This is a genomic window from Neobacillus sp. Fa239, from assembly GCF_055395235.1.
Genome location: NZ_AP041611.1, coordinates 1,405,495 through 1,422,562 on the forward strand (window position 1 = coordinate 1,405,495; position 17,068 = coordinate 1,422,562).

General features: G+C 41.2%; 19 protein-coding genes. All 19 read left to right on the top strand.

From position 1 onward, the window contains the following. Positions 1-2: 2 nt before the first annotated feature. The 19 genes from fabD (at position 3) to sucD (ending at position 17,040) form a co-directional block, all read left to right on the top strand. Positions 3-947, top strand: a complete 945-nt coding sequence (gene fabD, locus ACZ5XR_RS06750) for an ACP S-malonyltransferase (protein WP_464500901.1) — start codon at positions 3-5, stop codon at positions 945-947. Further along, positions 947-1,690, top strand: a complete 744-nt coding sequence (fabG, locus tag ACZ5XR_RS06755; protein ID WP_464500902.1) for a 3-oxoacyl-[acyl-carrier-protein] reductase — start codon at positions 947-949, stop codon at positions 1,688-1,690. Before fabD ends, fabG begins: the two co-directional genes overlap by 1 nt. A 72-nt stretch (positions 1,691-1,762) precedes the next feature. Beyond that, on the top strand, positions 1,763-1,996 hold the full coding sequence (locus ACZ5XR_RS06760) for an acyl carrier protein (protein ID WP_464500903.1): 234 nt from the start codon (positions 1,763-1,765) through the stop codon (positions 1,994-1,996). Between the two features lie 262 nt (positions 1,997-2,258). After that, complete coding sequence (rnc, locus tag ACZ5XR_RS06765; RefSeq protein WP_464500904.1) at positions 2,259-2,999, top strand: ribonuclease III; 741 nt, start codon at positions 2,259-2,261, stop codon at positions 2,997-2,999. Positions 3,000-3,035: 36 nt separating this feature from the next. Then, positions 3,036-6,602 (top strand): chromosome segregation protein SMC, encoded by a 3,567-nt coding sequence (gene smc / locus ACZ5XR_RS06770; protein WP_464500905.1) that lies wholly within the window; start codon positions 3,036-3,038, stop codon positions 6,600-6,602. A gap of 18 nt (positions 6,603-6,620) precedes the next feature. Then, positions 6,621-7,610, top strand: coding sequence for a signal recognition particle-docking protein FtsY (gene ftsY, locus ACZ5XR_RS06775; protein ID WP_464500906.1), 990 nt, complete (start codon positions 6,621-6,623; stop codon positions 7,608-7,610). 247 nt (positions 7,611-7,857) lie between these two features. Continuing rightward, entirely contained in the window at positions 7,858-8,190 is a 333-nt protein-coding gene (locus ACZ5XR_RS06780) for a putative DNA-binding protein (protein WP_464500907.1), read from the top strand. A 12-nt stretch (positions 8,191-8,202) separates the two neighbouring features. Further along, positions 8,203-9,555 carry a signal recognition particle protein gene (ffh, locus tag ACZ5XR_RS06785; protein ID WP_464500908.1) on the top strand — a complete coding sequence of 451 codons (1,353 nt, stop codon included), beginning with the start codon at positions 8,203-8,205 and terminating at the stop codon, positions 9,553-9,555. An 87-nt stretch (positions 9,556-9,642) separates the two neighbouring features. Continuing rightward, positions 9,643-9,915 (top strand): 30S ribosomal protein S16, encoded by a 273-nt coding sequence (rpsP, locus tag ACZ5XR_RS06790; protein WP_464500909.1) that lies wholly within the window; start codon positions 9,643-9,645, stop codon positions 9,913-9,915. A 10-nt stretch (positions 9,916-9,925) separates the two neighbouring features. After that, positions 9,926-10,156, top strand: a complete 231-nt coding sequence (locus ACZ5XR_RS06795) for a KH domain-containing protein (RefSeq protein ID WP_464500910.1) — start codon at positions 9,926-9,928, stop codon at positions 10,154-10,156. A gap of 69 nt (positions 10,157-10,225) precedes the next feature. Next, a complete protein-coding gene (locus ACZ5XR_RS06800) occupies positions 10,226-10,606 on the top strand; it encodes a YlqD family protein (protein ID WP_464500911.1) in 381 nt (126 codons plus the stop codon). A 6-nt stretch (positions 10,607-10,612) separates the two neighbouring features. Continuing rightward, a complete protein-coding gene (rimM, locus tag ACZ5XR_RS06805; RefSeq protein ID WP_464500912.1) occupies positions 10,613-11,131 on the top strand; it encodes a ribosome maturation factor RimM in 519 nt (172 codons plus the stop codon). Then, positions 11,131-11,871 carry a tRNA (guanosine(37)-N1)-methyltransferase TrmD gene (gene trmD / locus ACZ5XR_RS06810; RefSeq protein ID WP_464502245.1) on the top strand — a complete coding sequence of 247 codons (741 nt, stop codon included), beginning with the start codon at positions 11,131-11,133 and terminating at the stop codon, positions 11,869-11,871. Before rimM ends, trmD begins: the two co-directional genes overlap by 1 nt. A gap of 144 nt (positions 11,872-12,015) precedes the next feature. Then, complete coding sequence (gene rplS / locus ACZ5XR_RS06815) at positions 12,016-12,360, top strand: 50S ribosomal protein L19 (RefSeq protein WP_464500913.1); 345 nt, start codon at positions 12,016-12,018, stop codon at positions 12,358-12,360. Between the two features lie 185 nt (positions 12,361-12,545). Continuing rightward, positions 12,546-13,103: a signal peptidase I gene (gene lepB / locus ACZ5XR_RS06820; protein ID WP_464500914.1), complete on the top strand. Its 558-nt coding sequence runs from the start codon at positions 12,546-12,548 to the stop codon at positions 13,101-13,103. Positions 13,104-13,126: 23 nt separating this feature from the next. Beyond that, the gene (gene ylqF, locus ACZ5XR_RS06825) at positions 13,127-13,996 is read left to right on the top strand and encodes a ribosome biogenesis GTPase YlqF (RefSeq protein WP_464500915.1); all 870 of its coding nucleotides are present in this window, start codon (positions 13,127-13,129) and stop codon (positions 13,994-13,996) included. Between the two features lies 1 nt (position 13,997). Then, positions 13,998-14,789 (top strand): ribonuclease HII, encoded by a 792-nt coding sequence (locus ACZ5XR_RS06830; RefSeq protein WP_464500916.1) that lies wholly within the window; start codon positions 13,998-14,000, stop codon positions 14,787-14,789. A gap of 163 nt (positions 14,790-14,952) precedes the next feature. Next, positions 14,953-16,113, top strand: a complete 1,161-nt coding sequence (sucC, locus tag ACZ5XR_RS06835) for an ADP-forming succinate--CoA ligase subunit beta (RefSeq protein ID WP_464500917.1) — start codon at positions 14,953-14,955, stop codon at positions 16,111-16,113. Between the two features lie 24 nt (positions 16,114-16,137). After that, entirely contained in the window at positions 16,138-17,040 is a 903-nt protein-coding gene (gene sucD / locus ACZ5XR_RS06840) for a succinate--CoA ligase subunit alpha (protein WP_464500918.1), read from the top strand. Positions 17,041-17,068: the final 28 nt, after the last annotated feature.

Sequence of the window (17,068 nt, forward strand, 5' to 3'; positions counted from 1 at the left end):
TCATGGGTAAAATAGCGTTCGTATTTCCTGGTCAAGGTTCACAAACCGTAGGGATGGGAAAAGAATTAGCAGAACAGCATGCTGATGTAATGGCTTATTTTTCAAAAGCAGATCAAACGTTAAATGGCCAATTAAGCAAAGTTATTTTTGAAGGGCCGCAAGAGGAATTGACGTTAACAGTGAATGCACAGCCTGCGTTGTTAACAACATCCATCGCAATCTTGGATTTTTTCAAAAAGTCAGGCGTTGCCGCTGATTATGTTGCAGGCCATAGCCTTGGAGAATACACCGCACTTGTTGCATCGGGAGCTATAACCTTTGAAGAAGGAGTCTTTGCTGTTCGCAAACGCGGTGAGTTTATGGAAGCGGCTGTTCCAAATGGTGAAGGCTCGATGTCGGCGGTATTAGGCCTTGACAGAGATTCCTTAGCGAAGGTAACAAAAGAAGTAAATGATTCAGGTTTTCCGGTTTCACTTGCCAATTTAAACTGCCCTGGACAAATCGTTATTTCCGGCTCCAAAAAAGGAGTTGAAATGGCTGGGGGCAAAGCGAAGGAAGCCGGAGCCAAACGCGTTATTCCACTTGAGGTGAGCGGACCGTTCCATTCTGAATTAATGAAGCCTGCCGCGGCAAAATTGCGGGACGTCTTAGATAGTATTCAAATGCAAAATGCAAATATACCAGTGATCGCGAATGTGACTGCTGAGCCGATGAACGATGCTCCTGAAATTAAAGAAAAATTAATTGAACAGCTGTATTCCCCAGTATTATGGGAGGATTCTGTTGAAAAAATGATTGAGCTTGGTGTTGATACATTTATTGAAATTGGACCTGGAAAGGTACTATCCGGGCTTGTGAAAAAAATTAATAAAACAGTTAGAACCTACTCAGTTTCAGATGAAGCAAGCGCCCAGGCTGTAATGGACGCTTTAAAGGAGGAAAATTAATGAACTTAACGGGTAAAGCAGCCCTGGTAACAGGCGCGTCAAGGGGAATCGGCCGGGAAATTGCACTTGAATTGGCAAGGCAGGGTGCAGATGTGGCCGTGAATTTTTCAGGCAGTGAAGCAAAGGCAAATGAAGTAGTAGATGAAATTAAAGCGCTTGGCAGAGACGCATTTACAGTAAAATGTGATGTCTCCAACTCTGAGGAAGTAACCGCCATGGTCAAAGAAACGATTGACCGTTTCGGCAAGCTTGATATTCTCGTTAATAATGCAGGGATTACGAGGGATAATTTATTAATGAGAATGAAAGAAAATGAATGGGATGATGTAATTAATATCAATCTTAAAGGTGTTTTCCTTTGCACGAAGGCAGTAACAAGACAAATGATGAAGCAAAGAGAAGGCCGTATTATTAATATCGCATCGATTGTAGGGGTTAGCGGAAACCCTGGCCAGGCAAACTATGTGGCTGCCAAAGCAGGAGTCATCGGTTTAACAAAAACAACAGCAAAAGAGCTCGCCGCACGAAATATCACGGTTAATGCGATTGCTCCCGGGTTTATCACAACGGATATGACTGATAAATTAACGGAAGAGATAAAAGCAGAGATGTTAAAGCAGATTCCTTTAGCCCGTTTAGGGGAGCCTAAGGATATCGCGAAAGTAACGGCATTCCTTGCTTCGGATGATTCTTCTTATATGACTGGACAGACGCTTCATATTGATGGCGGTATGGTAATGTAGTTGTTTTTTATAATTTAACATTTATTATTTTAATGAAATACTCTATAATAGCTTGAGGGGAGGTGAACAAGCATGGCAGATGTTTTAGAACGTGTAACGAAGATCATCGTAGACCGTTTAGGTGTAGACGAGTCTCAAGTTAAGCTTGAAGCTTCTTTTAAAGATGATCTTGGCGCTGATTCCCTTGACGTAGTGGAACTAGTAATGGAATTGGAAGATGAGTTCGATATGGAAATTTCTGACGATGATGCTGAAAAAATTAGCACTGTTGGTGATGCTGTTAATTACATAAATAGCACGAAATAATCGTTGGATTCACAACAAAAAGAGGATGCATTTGAACATCCTCTTTTTTCGCAAGGAAAAGCTTGGCAGTTCTATGTGACTGTCAAGTTTCTTTGCGTTTTTTACGAAGTTTTTTTAAACTAAAACTATGTTGATTGAAGCGAGCATCCTCGTGACAGGCAAAAATCAGCCTGTCCCAGCGATGATTATTCTAGGAAGCTTTCCTTAGTGGAGCGGAAATCAACAGGTAATTGTGGAAAATACACGCAAGGTGGAGACTTTCATGCGCAAAAACGGTAAGGAAAAAGAAATAAATAATCGCGCAAAGGAAAATCAATTTAAAGATTTTCAGCAGAAAAATAATATTCATTTTGAAAACGAAAAATTACTTAAGCAAGCTTTTACCCATTCATCCTATGTGAATGAGCATCGCAGAAAGCCTTATGAAGATAATGAAAGGCTTGAATTTTTAGGGGATGCCGTCTTGGAACTCACTGTTTCTCAATTTCTATTTAAAAAGTATCCGATGATGAGTGAAGGTGAATTAACAAAACTGCGCGCAGCGATCGTTTGTGAGCCATCACTTGTAACACTCGCCAATGAATTATCTTTTGGTCAATTAATCTTACTTGGCAAAGGTGAGGAAATGACGGGCGGCAGAGAGCGGCCTGCCTTGCTCGCGGATGTTTTTGAAGCTTTTATCGGTGCACTTTATTTAGACAAAGGGCTTGAAACAGTGATTGGATTTCTAGAAAAAAACGTATTTCCTAAAATCAATGCGGGTGCTTTTTCTCATGTGATGGATTATAAAAGCCAGCTCCAAGAATTAATTCAAAGGGATGCGACAGGACTCATCGAATACCGGGTGCTCCAGGAAATCGGACCCGCCCACAATAAGGAGTTTGTATCAAGAGTTTCCTTAAATGGCGAAGAACTTGGGACAGGTACCGGAAAATCGAAAAAAGAAGCCGAACAGCACGCCGCCCAAATGGCGCTTGCGGTTTTAAAAGCAAAAACAACCTAGAAATTCATGCTTACATGCACTCAGGGAGGATATGGAATGTTTTTAAAGCGGTTGGACATTATTGGATTTAAATCTTTCGCTGACCGCATCGGCGTGGATTTTGTACCCGGAGTAACGGCAGTGGTTGGACCAAACGGAAGTGGTAAAAGTAATATTACCGATGCCATTCGCTGGGTATTAGGTGAACAATCCGCAAAATCACTTCGCGGGGCAAAAATGGAAGACATTATTTTTGCCGGCAGTGATTCGAGAAAACCTCTAAATTTTGCTGAGGTTACTCTCACATTGGATAATTTCGATCAAGGGTTATCAATTGACTACAATGAAGTTAGCGTAACCAGACGGGTATCCCGCTCTGGGGACAGTGATTTTTTTATCAATAAGCAGTCGTGCCGGCTTAAAGATATTATTGATTTATTCATGGATTCCGGTCTTGGCCGTGAAGCATTTTCGATCATCAGCCAAGGGAAGGTTGAAGAAATCTTAAATAGCAAACCGGAAGAACGGAGAACCATTTTTGAAGAAGCAGCGGGTGTATTGAAATATAAAAACCGCAAGAAAAAAGCGGAAGCAAAGCTTAATGAGACACAAGAAAATTTAAACCGTGTCAATGACATTTTGTATGAGTTGGAAGGTCAAGTGGAGCCATTAAAAATACAGGCTTCGATGGCAAAAGACTTCTTAGAGAAAAAAGAAGAACTCGAAAAAATTGAAGTGGCTTTAACTGTTTATGAAATTGAGGAGCTGCATCAAAAGTGGGAAAAGCTTAAATTGCAGCTGGAAGACCATCAGCAGGAAGAAATTAAGCTTTCAGCACAGCTTCAAAAGAAAGAAGCCATGATTGAAGAAACTCGGGATCATGTGACCGCTCTTGATGAGTCCATTTCCGATTTGCAAAATGTATTGCTTCATGCGAGTGAAGAACTGGAAAAAATAGAGGGCAGAAAAGAAGTATTAAAGGAGCGGAAGAAAAACGCTTCGCAAAATAAGGAACAACTTGAAAAGAACATTCTTGAAGTAACTGAAAAAATCAGCCAGTTACAAAAGAATCGGGAGACCCACGCGGCAGCAGTAAAAGAATTAGGAGAACAGTCAAAAGCTTTGCAGCTTCAATTAAAGGACAAGCAGGATAAGCTGCAATTATTCACAGAAAACATAGAGGAAAAAATTGATTCGTTAAAAAGTGAATACATTGAATTGCTCAATGACCAAGCAGGGGCAAAAAATGAGCTGAAATATATTACTCAACAGCTGGAGCAGCAAGAAAAAAAGAGTGTCAGACTTGATGAGGAAAATGGGAAATATCTCGAGGAACGGCACAAAGCAACCGAAAAGAAGATAACGATTCAAGCCTCATTAGATGAAATAAAGGCAAAACTGGCCAATCAGGTTGTCTCTTTTCGTGACCAGCAGCGAAAGCTAGAGTCGGTGAAGGCCCATTATCAAAAACAGGAAAAAACCCTCTACCAAGCCTATCAAATTCTCCAGCAAGCCAAGTCGAGAAAAGAAATGCTTGAAGAGATGGAAGAGGATTTTTCTGGATTTTTCCAAGGGGTTAAAGAGGTTTTAAAGGCACGGGGCAAAAAGCTTCAAGGAATTGAAGGGGCAGTCGCAGAGCTTGTTACCGTCCCTAAAGAGTATGAAACAGCGCTGGAAACGGCACTTGGCGGGGCGCTTCAGCATATAATCGTCGATACAGAGCAAAATGCGCGAGCGGCCATTCAATACTTAAAACAAAATTCTTATGGGCGGGCAACGTTCCTGCCGCTGACTGTAGTAAAAGGGAGAACTTTGTCGCATGCCCAGCTGCAGTCCATCCAAAACCATCCCTCCTTGGTTGGAAGTGCTGTGAGCCTTGTTAAATTTGATAACAAATTTGTGGAAATCATGAATAACCTTCTGGGCAATGTTGTGATTACAAAGGATTTAAAAGGGGCAAACGAATTAGCAAAAATCCTTCAATATCGCTGCCGTCTGGTTACCATTGATGGTGATATCGTAAACCCAGGCGGTTCGATGACTGGCGGAGCGACAAAACAAAAAACGTCTTCTCTATTAACACGAAAAGGTGAACTGGAAGACTTAAAAGAAAAGCTTAAGGTGATGGAGGAACAAACCGCCGATTTAGAAAATCTCGTAAAAACACTGAAAGCTGAGGTTCATCAAAATGAGAACCTCCTTGAAGAAATGCGAAAAACCGGCGAGGATGACCGGCTCCTTGAACAGGCATTAAAGGGTGATTTACGTCAGGCAGAGCTGGAAGAAAAGACAATAAATGATCGATTAGCGATCTATGATTTGGAAAAAGGACAATTTTCAGAGGAAAAGGAAACCCTGGAAACAAGAAAACAGGAATTAGATCGTTCTATGGATTCCTTTAAAGAAAAAATTGCTGCCTTAGATCAACTGATTGACAAATTAATGGAACAAAAGACGAACGATCAATCATCGAAGGAAGCCCTTACGAATGAAATGAATGATTTAAAAGTAGCGTTCGCATCGAAAAATGAACAGTTTTCAAATGCCAAGGAACGTCTGGCCTTAATAAAAGAAGACTTACAAGAGAGCGAGCAAAAATTGGCGATTTATACCGAAGACCTTCAATTGCTTTCATCAGAAATGTCAACCAGTTCATCAGGGGAAGAACAGTTGGAAACGCAAAGTTTGCAAAAACTAAGGGACAAAGAGGCTACGATAGAGTTGATTTCCTCAAGAAGGAAAGAACGTTTGGAGCTTGCCGAGACTTTAGAAGATGCCGAGCTTGAAGCAAAAGAATTAAAACGCCTTCATAAAGGAATGGTCGAAGTCTTGAAAGATGAGGAAGTAAAGATCAACCGGATAGATGTTGATCTCGAAAATCGTCTTGCCCATCTTCGGGAAGAATATTTATTATCATTTGAAGGAGCAAAGGAACAATACCCCTTAATGGTTCCGATTGACGAGGCACGTAAAAAGGTAAAACTGATTAAATTGGCGATTGAAGAGCTTGGCAATGTAAATTTAGGTGCGATTGATGAATATGATCGTGTTTCTGAGCGTTTTGAATTTTTAAATGAACAAAAGAACGACCTTCAAGAGGCGAAGGATACACTGTTTCAAGTGATTGAAGAAATGGATTTGGAAATGAAAAAACGTTTTGAGCATACCTTTGAAGGAATTCGCGAGCATTTTGAACCGGTGTTTCGTGCCTTATTTGGCGGAGGCAGGGCTGACTTGCGCTTGACAGAACCAGAGGACCTATTAAATACCGGGGTAGAAATTGTTGCTCAGCCGCCAGGCAAGAAGCTGCAAAACCTGGGATTATTGTCCGGTGGAGAAAGAGCGCTGACGGCCATTGCACTGCTGTTCGCGATTTTAAAGGTCCGCCCGGTGCCATTCTGTATTCTTGATGAGGTCGAAGCCGCCCTCGATGAAGCGAATGTTCACCGTTTTAGTCAATATTTAAAACGCTATAGTAAAGAAACACAGTTTATCGTGATAACCCATCGGAAAGGCACGATGGAAGAAGCCGACGTCCTTTACGGGGTAACCATGCAGGAATCGGGCGTTTCCAAGCTGGTTTCAGTCCGTCTTGAAGAAACAGAAGCACTTGTTGAATCTTAAAAAATTGGAAGTGATAATATGAGTTTTTTCAAAAAACTAAAAGAAAAAATCACGAAACAAGCCGATACCGTGACAGAAAAATTTAAAGAGGGTTTGACGAAAACCCGCGACAGCTTTTCCGGCAAAGTAAATGATCTTGTTGCAAGATATCGGAAAGTGGATGAAGAATTTTTCGAGGAATTAGAAGAAATCCTCATTCAAGCAGATGTAGGCTTTGGCACAGTCATGGAATTGATTGATGAGTTGAAAATGGAAGTAAAGCGCCGAAATATACAAGAACCGGCAGAAGTGCAAGGCGTGATTTCCGAGAAGCTGGTCGAAATATATAATGCAGCCGGGGGAGAACAATCCACCGAAGTGAATATCCAAAAAGATGGACTGACGGTTATTCTATTTGTCGGCGTAAACGGAGTCGGAAAAACAACGACCATTGGAAAGCTGGGCCACAAGTATAAGAGTGAAGGGAAGAAAGTTCTCATGGCTGCGGGGGATACCTTCCGCGCCGGTGCCATCGAGCAGCTCGAGGTTTGGGGCGAAAGAGTCGGCGTTGAAGTGATTAAGCAGGCTGAAGGTTCAGACCCGGCAGCTGTCATGTATGATGCCATTCAAGCAGCCAAGTCCCGCAAAGCCGATATTCTTTTATGCGACACCGCCGGAAGGCTTCAAAACAAAGTCAATTTGATGAAGGAGCTGGAAAAGGTTAAGCGTGTCATTGAACGGGAAATACCGGGTGCACCGCATGAAGTCCTGCTTGTCCTTGATGCGACAACAGGTCAAAACGCACTGATACAGGCAAAAACCTTTAAAGAAGTAACCGATGTAAGTGGAATCGTTTTATCGAAGCTAGACGGAACAGCAAAAGGCGGAATTGTCCTAGCCATCCGCAGTGAATTAAAAATCCCCGTCAAATTCGTCGGCCTCGGCGAAAAAATGGATGATCTCCAGGAATTCAATGCCGAGCAGTATGTTTACGGGTTATTTGCTGACCAAGTGGAGAAATCGGAATAAATTATAGTAAAAAGCAGTAGTTGTACTGCTTTTCTTTTTTAATTAGACAATTTTATGTTGATTGGAGCGAAGCGACGAGGAGGCTCCCCGACACGCCCGCGGAAAGCGAAGCGCCTGGAGCGGAAATCACCAGCAAAACTACCAATATATGAATCATAAAGTGTAGCAAAGACCTTATCTTGACAGAAATTATGGGACTGTGTAAACTACAAATTGTAAAGGCTTTTCACTTAACGGAGGGGTTGGCATGCTTGAAAAGACAACACGGATGAACTATCTTTACGATTTTTACTATTCGTTGTTAACTCCAAAGCAGCAAAGCTACATGTCTCTCTATTATTTAGACGATTACTCACTTGGAGAAATTGCTGAAGAGTATGATGTCAGCCGTCAGGCTGTATATGATAATATTAAACGGACAGAGGCAATGCTTGAGGAGTATGAGGAAAAGCTGCTATTATTACAGAAATTTCAAGAGCGCAGCAAGCTGTTAAGGCATGTAAAAGAAATGCTTAACGAAGAAAACTCGTCAAAGCAGGCAATATTAGAAGTATTTGCCGAGCTTGAGAAATTAGATTAGGAGGCGGCAACAATGGCGTTTGAAGGATTAGCCGACCGACTGCAGAGTACCATACAAAAAATCCGCGGTAAAGGAAAAGTCTCTGAAGCGGATGTAAAAGAAATGATGCGCGAAGTCCGTCTAGCACTCCTCGAAGCAGACGTAAACTTCAAGGTAGTCAAAGACTTTGTTAAAAAAGTCAGCGAACGCGCAGTGGGACAGGATGTACTAAAAAGCCTATCCCCAGGCCAGCAAATTATTAAAATTGTAAATGAAGAATTGACCGAGTTAATGGGTGGGGAGCATAGCAAAATTGCCGCATCCAATCGTCCGCCGACCGTGATCATGATGGTTGGTCTTCAAGGGGCAGGTAAAACGACGACAACTGGAAAACTCGCGAACCTGCTCCGAAAGAAGTATAACCGCAAGCCGTTATTGGTTGCCGCCGATATTTACCGGCCTGCTGCCATCAAACAACTTCAAACGCTTGGCAAGCAATTAGACATGCCTGTTTTTTCACTTGGTGACCAAATTAGTCCTGTTGAAATTGCGAAACAGGCAATTGCTAAAGCAAAGGAAGAACACCATGATTATGTCCTGATTGATACGGCAGGAAGGCTGCATGTTGATGAAGCCTTAATGGACGAATTAAAGGACATTAAAGAACTGACAAAGCCTGATGAAATTTTCCTTGTTGTGGATGCCATGACAGGTCAGGATGCAGTAAATGTGGCGCAAAGCTTTAACGAGACACTCGGCTTAACCGGGGTAGTATTAACAAAGCTTGATGGTGATACCCGAGGCGGTGCTGCCCTATCGATCCGCGCCGTAACCCAGACACCGATTAAATTTGTCGGTTTAGGGGAAAAAATGGATGCTTTGGAGCCGTTTCATCCGGAACGTATGGCATCAAGAATTCTTGGCATGGGTGATGTGCTAACGCTTATTGAAAAAGCCCAAGCGAATGTGGATGAAGAAAAAGCAAAAGAGCTTGAGCAAAAAATGCGTACAGCCTCATTCACGCTGGACGACTTTTTAGAACAGCTCGGTCAGGTTCGCAAACTCGGCCCGCTTGATGAACTATTAAAAATGATGCCGGGAGCCAATAAAATTAAAGGCTTGAATAATATTCAAATCGAAGAAAAGCAGATTGCCCATGTCGAGGCTATTATTCAATCGATGACGAAGGAAGAAAAGAATCATCCTGAAATCTTGAATTCAAAACGTAAAACAAGGATTGCCAAAGGCAGCGGGCGGACTGTTACTGAGGTAAATCGCTTATTAAAGCAATTTGAAGATATGAAAAAAATGATGAAACAATTCTCAGGCATGCAGCAAAAAAGCAAGAAAAAGGGTGGCTTTAAATTTCCATTTAAACCATTCTAAGTATGTAAAGAAAAAACACTTTACAACACATTGCCTTTCTGCTAATATTATTTCTTGTGTAAAACATTTCGGAGGTGCTTTTTTAAAATGGCAGTTAAAATTCGTTTAAAACGTATGGGAGCTAAAAAATCTCCTTTCTATCGTATTGTAGTAGCAGACTCTCGTTCACCACGTGATGGACGTTACATTGAAATCGTTGGAACTTACAATCCAGTTGCACAACCAGCTCAAGTTCAAATCAACGAAGAATTAGCTCTTAAATGGTTACAAGACGGTGCAAAACCATCTGATACAGTACGTAACCTTTTCTCTAACCAAGGCATCATGGAAAAATTCCATAATGCTAAATTAGGTAAGTAATCGTTTATCGATGAAACAATTAATCGAAACGATTGTTAAGCCCCTTGTTGATTTTCCAGAAGACGTACAGGTCAATGTTGTCGAAGAGGAACAACGAATCACTTATCAGCTCATGGTCAATAAGATTGATATGGGGAAAGTGATTGGCAAGCAGGGGCGAGTTGCAAAGGCCATTAGAACAGTAGTCTATGCAGCAGGATCATCACAACAGAAGAAGATTTTTCTAGAAATTGGAGAATAGCTTTTTCCAAGCTAAGGGAGGGATTAACATCCTCCCTTTTTTGCTATTAGAAAAAAAGGGGGCAATCTTATGCAAATTATCCAAACTGTTGTGGTGAAACAAATAGTAACAGAAACAAGCAAACAGCATCTTTTTGAAAAATTTCAAGCGCAAAAGCTGCAGCTTCAGAAGGAGCGGGACCAGCTGCAGTTTGAAATGAAGCGGCTTGAAAAAACCAAGAATCTTTCACCTAATGCGCTAAAAAAACAGTTTGACAAAGAAATGCAACTAAGACAGGAAAAAGAAAAGCTCCTTGACTTTCAACTAGAACAATTACATATGCTACCATTAGGCAGTGAACTAAAGGAAAAAGAGGTACAGGCCCTTATTGAGATTAAGGTTGGTGATGTTTGGGAAGAGCCAACAATTATTATTAAAGATGGAATCGTAAATGAAATACGAACGAGGTGAAACCCTATGGAAAAATGGTTTAATGTCGGAAAGATCGTAAACACCCATGGAATTAAAGGAGAAGTCCGTGTCATATCTAAAACAGATTTTCCTGAAGAACGGTATAAGGCGGGAAATATTTTGTTTTTATTTATGCCAAAGTCCAACAGCCCCATTGAATTAACAGTCAAAACACATCGAAGCCATAAGAATTTTGACCTGTTAACGTTTGAAGGCTTTGAAAATATCAATGAAGTGGAAAAGTTCCGCGACGGGATTCTGAAGGTACCGGAATCACAGCTTGGGACATTAAATGAAGATGAATTTTATTATCATGAAATCATCGGCTGCCTCGTTGCTACAGTAAGAGGAGAGGAAATTGGAAAGGTAACGGAAATACTTTCTCCTGGTGCCAATGATGTTTGGGTTGTTAAAGGAAAAGGCGGAAAAGAGCTCTTAATTCCCTATATACATGATGTGGTCAAAAAGGTTGATGTGAAGGAAAAAGTGATATTAATCGAACCAATCGAAGGGTTACTATCATGATGAAAATTGACGTTCTCACCCTTTTTCCAGAAATGTTTACAGGGGTTTTAGGTCAATCGATTTTACAAAAGGCGGCTGATAAAGAGGCCGTCCACTATAATGTCGTCAATTTCCGCGACTATGCCGATAACAAGCATAACACTGTCGATGACTATCCATACGGCGGAGGAGCGGGCATGGTCTTAAAACCGCAGCCCATTTTCGATGCAGTAGCCGATTTAAAAGAAAAGGCCGCAGCTAAGCAAACAAAGGTCATCCTCCTTTGTCCGCAAGGCACCCGCTTTGACCAAAGGAAAGCGGAGGAGTTAGCAAAAGAAGAGCATCTGCTTTTTATTTGCGGACATTATGAAGGCTATGATGAAAGAATCCGAGAGCATATTGTGACAGATGAGATTTCGATCGGTGACTATGTTTTGACCGGCGGTGAGCTTGGCGCAATGGTTATCATTGATAGTGTTGTCCGGCTGCTTCCGGAAGTATTAGGAAACGAAGAATCCCATATGAAAGACTCATTCAGCACTGGATTACTTGAACATCCCCATTACACTAGACCAGCCGATTTTCGCGGAATGAAGGTTCCAGATGTATTGTTATCAGGTAATCATAAGCTGATAGAGGAGTGGCGAAATAAGGAAGCATTACGCAGAACCCTGCTGCGCCGTCCGGATCTTTTTGAAAAGATTGACTTGACTAAAGAGCAGGAAAAATGGCTGAGCGAAGTTAAAAAAGAATACGAGTAGTATTGCATAGAATAGGCATTTATGTTAAGATACTTCTTGTGACTTAAGCTGATTCGTTTCAGTATTGGTCTTATAACGATGTTCCGCTGCAATGAAATCGTATTTAGATATGCATGAGCGTCTGTTCGGAAGGAGTTGAAAACGATGCAACAATTAATTAAAGAAATCACACAAGAGCAACTTCGCACTGATCTTCCTGCTTTCCGTCCTGGTGACACTGTACGTGTACACGTAAAAGTTATCGAGGGTACTCGTGAGCGTATTCAGTTATTTGAAGGTGTAGTGATTAAGCGTCGTGGTGGTGGAATTAGCGAAACTTTTACAGTTCGTAAAGTTTCTTATGGAGTAGGCGTTGAGCGTACTTTCCCTGTTCACACACCAAAAATTGCTAAGCTTGAAGTAATTCGCCGCGGTAAAGTTCGCCGTGCTAAGCTATATTACTTGCGTAAGCTACGCGGTAAAAAAGCAAGAATTAAAGAAATTCGCTAATATGAAAAAAAAAGAGCTTGCTCTGCAGGCTCTTTTTTTTATCGAAATTTCAGAAATATGGCTGATTTTGAACGAACTATTAAAGTTTAATTAAAAAAATTCGTCCCATCGTGTTAAAAGTAAGGAACTTATGTAAAATATGCATTAGTATATATTTTTTGCAAAAAAGATTGGTGGGGATTTTTATGGCTAAAAAGAAAAATGAACTGTGGGAATGGACAAAAGCTCTTTTAATTGCTGTTATACTGGCAGCCGTTATTCGATATTTCCTATTTGCTCCAATCGTCGTTGACGGATTATCAATGATGCCGACACTGCACAACCAGGACAGAATGATCGTCAATAAGTTAAGTTATGAAATTGGCCAGCCGAAGCGATTTGATATTATTGTGTTTCACGCTCCTGAAGGGAAGGATTACATAAAACGTGTTATTGGGCTTCCAGGGGATAGAATCGAGTATAAGAATGATACTTTATATGTAAATGGTAAAGCATATAAGGAACCATATTTGGATCAATATAAAAAAGAAGCACAGGGCGGACCGTTAACTGCGCCGTTTACATTAAAAGAAATAATCGGCCGTGATACAGTTCCAAAAGGCCAGTTATTTGTAATGGGTGATAATCGCCGTTACAGTAAGGACAGCCGTCATATTGGAACAATACCGCTAAGCAAGGTGATCGGCAAAACGAGCTTTGTATACTGGCCGTTAAAGGATGCTCATATCGTAAAAGTGAAATAGTAATTTGAGAGGTGGTGGCTAATTTGACGATCCAATGGTTTCCAGGTCATATGGCCAAGGCTCGCAGAGAGGTCACGGAAAAATTAAAGCTGGTAGATATTATTTTTGAGTTGGTCGATGCTAGGATTCCGTATTCTTCAAGAAATCCGATGATTGATGAAATCATCCAGCATAAGCCAAGACTGGTTCTATTAAATAAAGCCGATATGGCTGATAAAGAGATAACAAGGGAATGGATTGCCTTTTTTGCTGAAAAAGGAATAAAGGCGCTCGCCATTAATTCCCATGCCGGAGAAGGGATGAGGGATATTCTTCAGGCCTCACAAGAAATATTAAAGGAAAAATTTGACCGCTTAAAAGCAAAGGGTGTTAAACCGAGAGCGATCCGCGCGATGATTGTAGGGATTCCAAATGCAGGGAAATCCACGCTCATTAATCGTTTAGCGAAAAGAAATATCGCTAAAACCGGTAATACTCCAGGTGTGACCAAGTCCCAACAATGGATTAAAGTCGGGAAAGAAATGGAATTATTAGATACACCGGGTATTTTGTGGCCGAAATTTGAGGATCAAGAGGTTGGCAGGAAGCTGGCGATTACGGGTGCAATAAAAGATACCTTATTGAACCTGCAGGATTTGACAATCTATACGATTCATTTTTTAGAAAAAGTCTATCCGGAACGATTAAAAGAGCGTTATCAGCTGGAAGCAGTTCCTGAGGATGTTGTTGAATTATTTGATCATATCGGCGAGCTCCGCGGCTGCTTAATGGGCGGCGGCGTAGTCGATTACGATAAAGTAGCTGAGCTTGTCATCCGGGAAATTCGTTCAGAAAAATTTGGGCGATTATCCCTTGAAAAACCAACCGATTTTTCGTTGAATGAGGAAGGCTAATATGCAGAAATTATCCATCAAACAGGTTGAAGAACAATTATCGACCATTTTAGATGATTCTGACCCATTTATAGCAGAAGTTGAAAAGGACGAGCGAAAAGGTGTCCAAAAAGAGCTCGAAAAGTGGAAAAAACAGCGGATGCAAGAAAAATACCGGATCGATAAATTCAACGAAATGAATCATTATGAAAGAAAATACCGCGCCCAAGGTTTTCATTTCCTGGCGGGGGTTGATGAGGTCGGCAGGGGGCCATTAGCAGGGCCGGTGGTGTGTGCCGCTGTTATTTTACCAGAAGGCTTCTTTTTGTCAGGAATTGATGATTCCAAAAAGCTGACGGAAAAAAAACGGGAAGAGTTTAACGAAATCATTCAAAAAGAAGCAATCGCGATCAGTATATCGATGATTCAACCCAGTGTTATCGATGAAATTAATATTTATGAAGCGACCAAAAAGGCAATGAATTCAGCAATTGCTTCTTTAAAGGTGAAGCCTGATTTCCTGCTGATCGATGCGATGAAGCTCGATACCCCCTTTCCCTCTGAGTCCATCATAAAAGGTGATGCCAAAAGTGTTTCCATTGCGGCTGCATCCATTATTGCAAAAGTCGCCAGAGACCGGCTGATGAAGGAATTGGCAATAGAATATCCTCAATACGGATTTCATCAAAATATGGGTTACGGGACAAAAGAGCATATCCTTGCCATCGAGAAGCACGGAATCACTCCCCATCACCGAAAAAGCTTTGCTCCGATTAAAGAAACAGTTGCAGCCGAGCAATTAAAATTATTTTAAAAACCAGACATAAAAAGGGTATAGGAGCATCATTCTAATAAACAGGCCTAGCCTGTTTATTATTTTTATAAAGTAATTTTTGCATTATGGTGGACAAGGTATGTGTCATTATATAAAATGAAAACGGAGTCAATTTTTGAAGAGTTTGATAGGAGGATGGGAAATGAATATCCATGAGTATCAAGGCAAAGAGATCCTCAAGAATTTCGGGGTAGCTGTTCCGAATGGAAAAGTAGCCTTCACTGTTGAAGAAGCAGTTGAAGCTGCAAAAGAACTAGGGACACAAGTATGTGTCGTAAAAGCACAAATCCATGCAGGCGGAAGGGGTAAAGCCGGTGGAGTTAAAGTCGCTAAAAACCTTGAAGAGGTTCGTACATATGCTAACGAAATCTTAGGTAAAACATTGGTAACACACCAAACAGGCCCTGAAGGTAAGGAAGTTAAGCGTCTCCTTATTGAAGAAGGCTGCGACATCAAAAAAGAATATTATGTCGGGTTAGTATTAGATCGTGCAACTTCTCATGTTGTATTAATGGCATCTGAAGAAGGCGGTACAGAAATTGAGGAAGTTGCGGCTAAAACACCTGAGAAAATTTTTAAAGAAGAGATCGATCCTGTTCTTGGTTTAATGCCTTACCAAGCCCGTCGTATTGCTTTTAATATCAATATTCCAAAAGAATTAGTGGGTCAAGCGGTTAAATTCATGACAGGTCTTTACAATGCTTTCATTGAAAAGGACTGCTCTATTGCTGAAATCAACCCATTGGTAGTGACAGGTGATGGTAAAGTTATGGCGTTGGATGCCAAATTAAACTTTGATTCCAATGCATTATACCGTCAAAAAGACGTTTTAGCGTATCGCGACCTTGAAGAAGAGGATCCAAAAGAAATCGAAGCTTCTAAATATGACTTAAGCTATATTGCACTTGATGGAAACATCGGTTGTATGGTTAACGGAGCCGGTCTTGCAATGGCAACGATGGATATCGTTAAGCATTATGGCGGTGATCCAGCGAACTTCCTTGATGTTGGCGGCGGTGCGACAGCTGAAAAGGTAACAGAAGCATTCAAAATTATCCTTTCTGATCCAAACGTTAAAGGTATTTTTGTCAATATCTTCGGCGGAATCATGAAGTGTGATGTTATTGCTGAGGGAGTTGTTGAAGCAGCTAAACAAGTAGGTCTTTCCATTCCTCTTGTTGTTCGTTTAGAAGGAACAAATGTAGACTTGGGCAAGAAGATTCTGGCTGAATCTGGTCTAAACATTACAGCTGCTGAATCCATGGCAGACGGAGCACAAAAAATCGTTTCATTAGTGAAATAGGATCGTAAAGAAAGGGGTATTAACGTGAGCGTTTTTATTAATAAAGATACGAAAGTTATTGTTCAAGGGATTACAGGCGGAACAGCCCGTTTTCATACACAACAAATGCTTGAATATGGTACGAAAATCGTTGGTGGAACTTCTCCTGGTAAAGGCGGACAAGAGGTAGAGGGAGTACCTGTTTTCAATACAGTTAAAGAAGCTGTGGATGCTACTGGTGCCAATGCTTCCGTTATTTATGTTCCAGCACCATTTGCAGCAGATTCTATTATCGAAGCCGTAGATGCTGAGTTAGATCTTGTCATCTGTATTACTGAACATATTCCAGTATTGGATATGGTAAAGGTTAAACGCTATATGGAAGGCAAGAAGACCCGTTTAGTAGGTCCAAACTGTCCAGGTGTTATTACAGCGGATGAATGTAAAATTGGCATCATGCCAGGCTATATTCATACAAAAGGCCACGTTGGCGTTGTTTCCCGCTCTGGTACATTAACGTATGAAGCTGTTCACCAATTAACACAAGCAGGTATCGGCCAAACAACAGCCGTTGGTATCGGCGGAGACCCTGTAAATGGAACCAACTTTATCGATTGTTTAAAAGCTTTTAACGAAGATCCTGACACCTATGCGGTTATTATGATTGGTGAAATCGGCGGTACAGCAGAAGAAGAAGCTGCTGAGTGGGTTAAAGCTAATATGACAAAACCTGTTGTAGGCTTTATCGGCGGCCGTACAGCACCTCCAGGAAAGCGTATGGGCCATGCTGGTGCGATTATTTCCGGCGGTAAAGGAACTGCAGATGAAAAAATCCGTGTCATGAACGAATGCGGCATTAAAGTTGCGGACACTCCATCAGTAATGGGAGAAACGTTAATCGAAGTATTAAAAGAGCAAGGCCTTTATGAAAAATGTAAAACACACTAATATTCACCAAGATTAACAGATAGTCCCT

Excerpts from the sequence above, each read along its gene's own strand:
- fabD (WP_464500901.1), top strand. The coding sequence starts at position 3 with ATGGGTAAAATAGCGTTCGTATTTCCTGGTCAAGGTTCACAAACCGTA.
- fabG (WP_464500902.1), top strand. The coding sequence starts at position 947 with ATGAACTTAACGGGTAAAGCAGCCCTGGTAACAGGCGCGTCAAGGGGA.
- ACZ5XR_RS06760 (WP_464500903.1), top strand. The coding sequence starts at position 1,763 with ATGGCAGATGTTTTAGAACGTGTAACGAAGATCATCGTAGACCGTTTA.
- rnc (WP_464500904.1), top strand. The coding sequence starts at position 2,259 with ATGCGCAAAAACGGTAAGGAAAAAGAAATAAATAATCGCGCAAAGGAA.
- smc (WP_464500905.1), top strand. The coding sequence starts at position 3,036 with ATGTTTTTAAAGCGGTTGGACATTATTGGATTTAAATCTTTCGCTGAC.
- ftsY (WP_464500906.1), top strand. The coding sequence starts at position 6,621 with ATGAGTTTTTTCAAAAAACTAAAAGAAAAAATCACGAAACAAGCCGAT.
- ACZ5XR_RS06780 (WP_464500907.1), top strand. The coding sequence starts at position 7,858 with ATGCTTGAAAAGACAACACGGATGAACTATCTTTACGATTTTTACTAT.
- ffh (WP_464500908.1), top strand. The coding sequence starts at position 8,203 with ATGGCGTTTGAAGGATTAGCCGACCGACTGCAGAGTACCATACAAAAA.
- rpsP (WP_464500909.1), top strand. The coding sequence starts at position 9,643 with ATGGCAGTTAAAATTCGTTTAAAACGTATGGGAGCTAAAAAATCTCCT.
- ACZ5XR_RS06795 (WP_464500910.1), top strand. The coding sequence starts at position 9,926 with ATGAAACAATTAATCGAAACGATTGTTAAGCCCCTTGTTGATTTTCCA.
- ACZ5XR_RS06800 (WP_464500911.1), top strand. The coding sequence starts at position 10,226 with ATGCAAATTATCCAAACTGTTGTGGTGAAACAAATAGTAACAGAAACA.
- rimM (WP_464500912.1), top strand. The coding sequence starts at position 10,613 with ATGGAAAAATGGTTTAATGTCGGAAAGATCGTAAACACCCATGGAATT.
- trmD (WP_464502245.1), top strand. The coding sequence starts at position 11,131 with ATGAAAATTGACGTTCTCACCCTTTTTCCAGAAATGTTTACAGGGGTT.
- rplS (WP_464500913.1), top strand. The coding sequence starts at position 12,016 with ATGCAACAATTAATTAAAGAAATCACACAAGAGCAACTTCGCACTGAT.
- lepB (WP_464500914.1), top strand. The coding sequence starts at position 12,546 with ATGGCTAAAAAGAAAAATGAACTGTGGGAATGGACAAAAGCTCTTTTA.
- ACZ5XR_RS06830 (WP_464500916.1), top strand. The coding sequence starts at position 13,998 with ATGCAGAAATTATCCATCAAACAGGTTGAAGAACAATTATCGACCATT.
- sucC (WP_464500917.1), top strand. The coding sequence starts at position 14,953 with ATGAATATCCATGAGTATCAAGGCAAAGAGATCCTCAAGAATTTCGGG.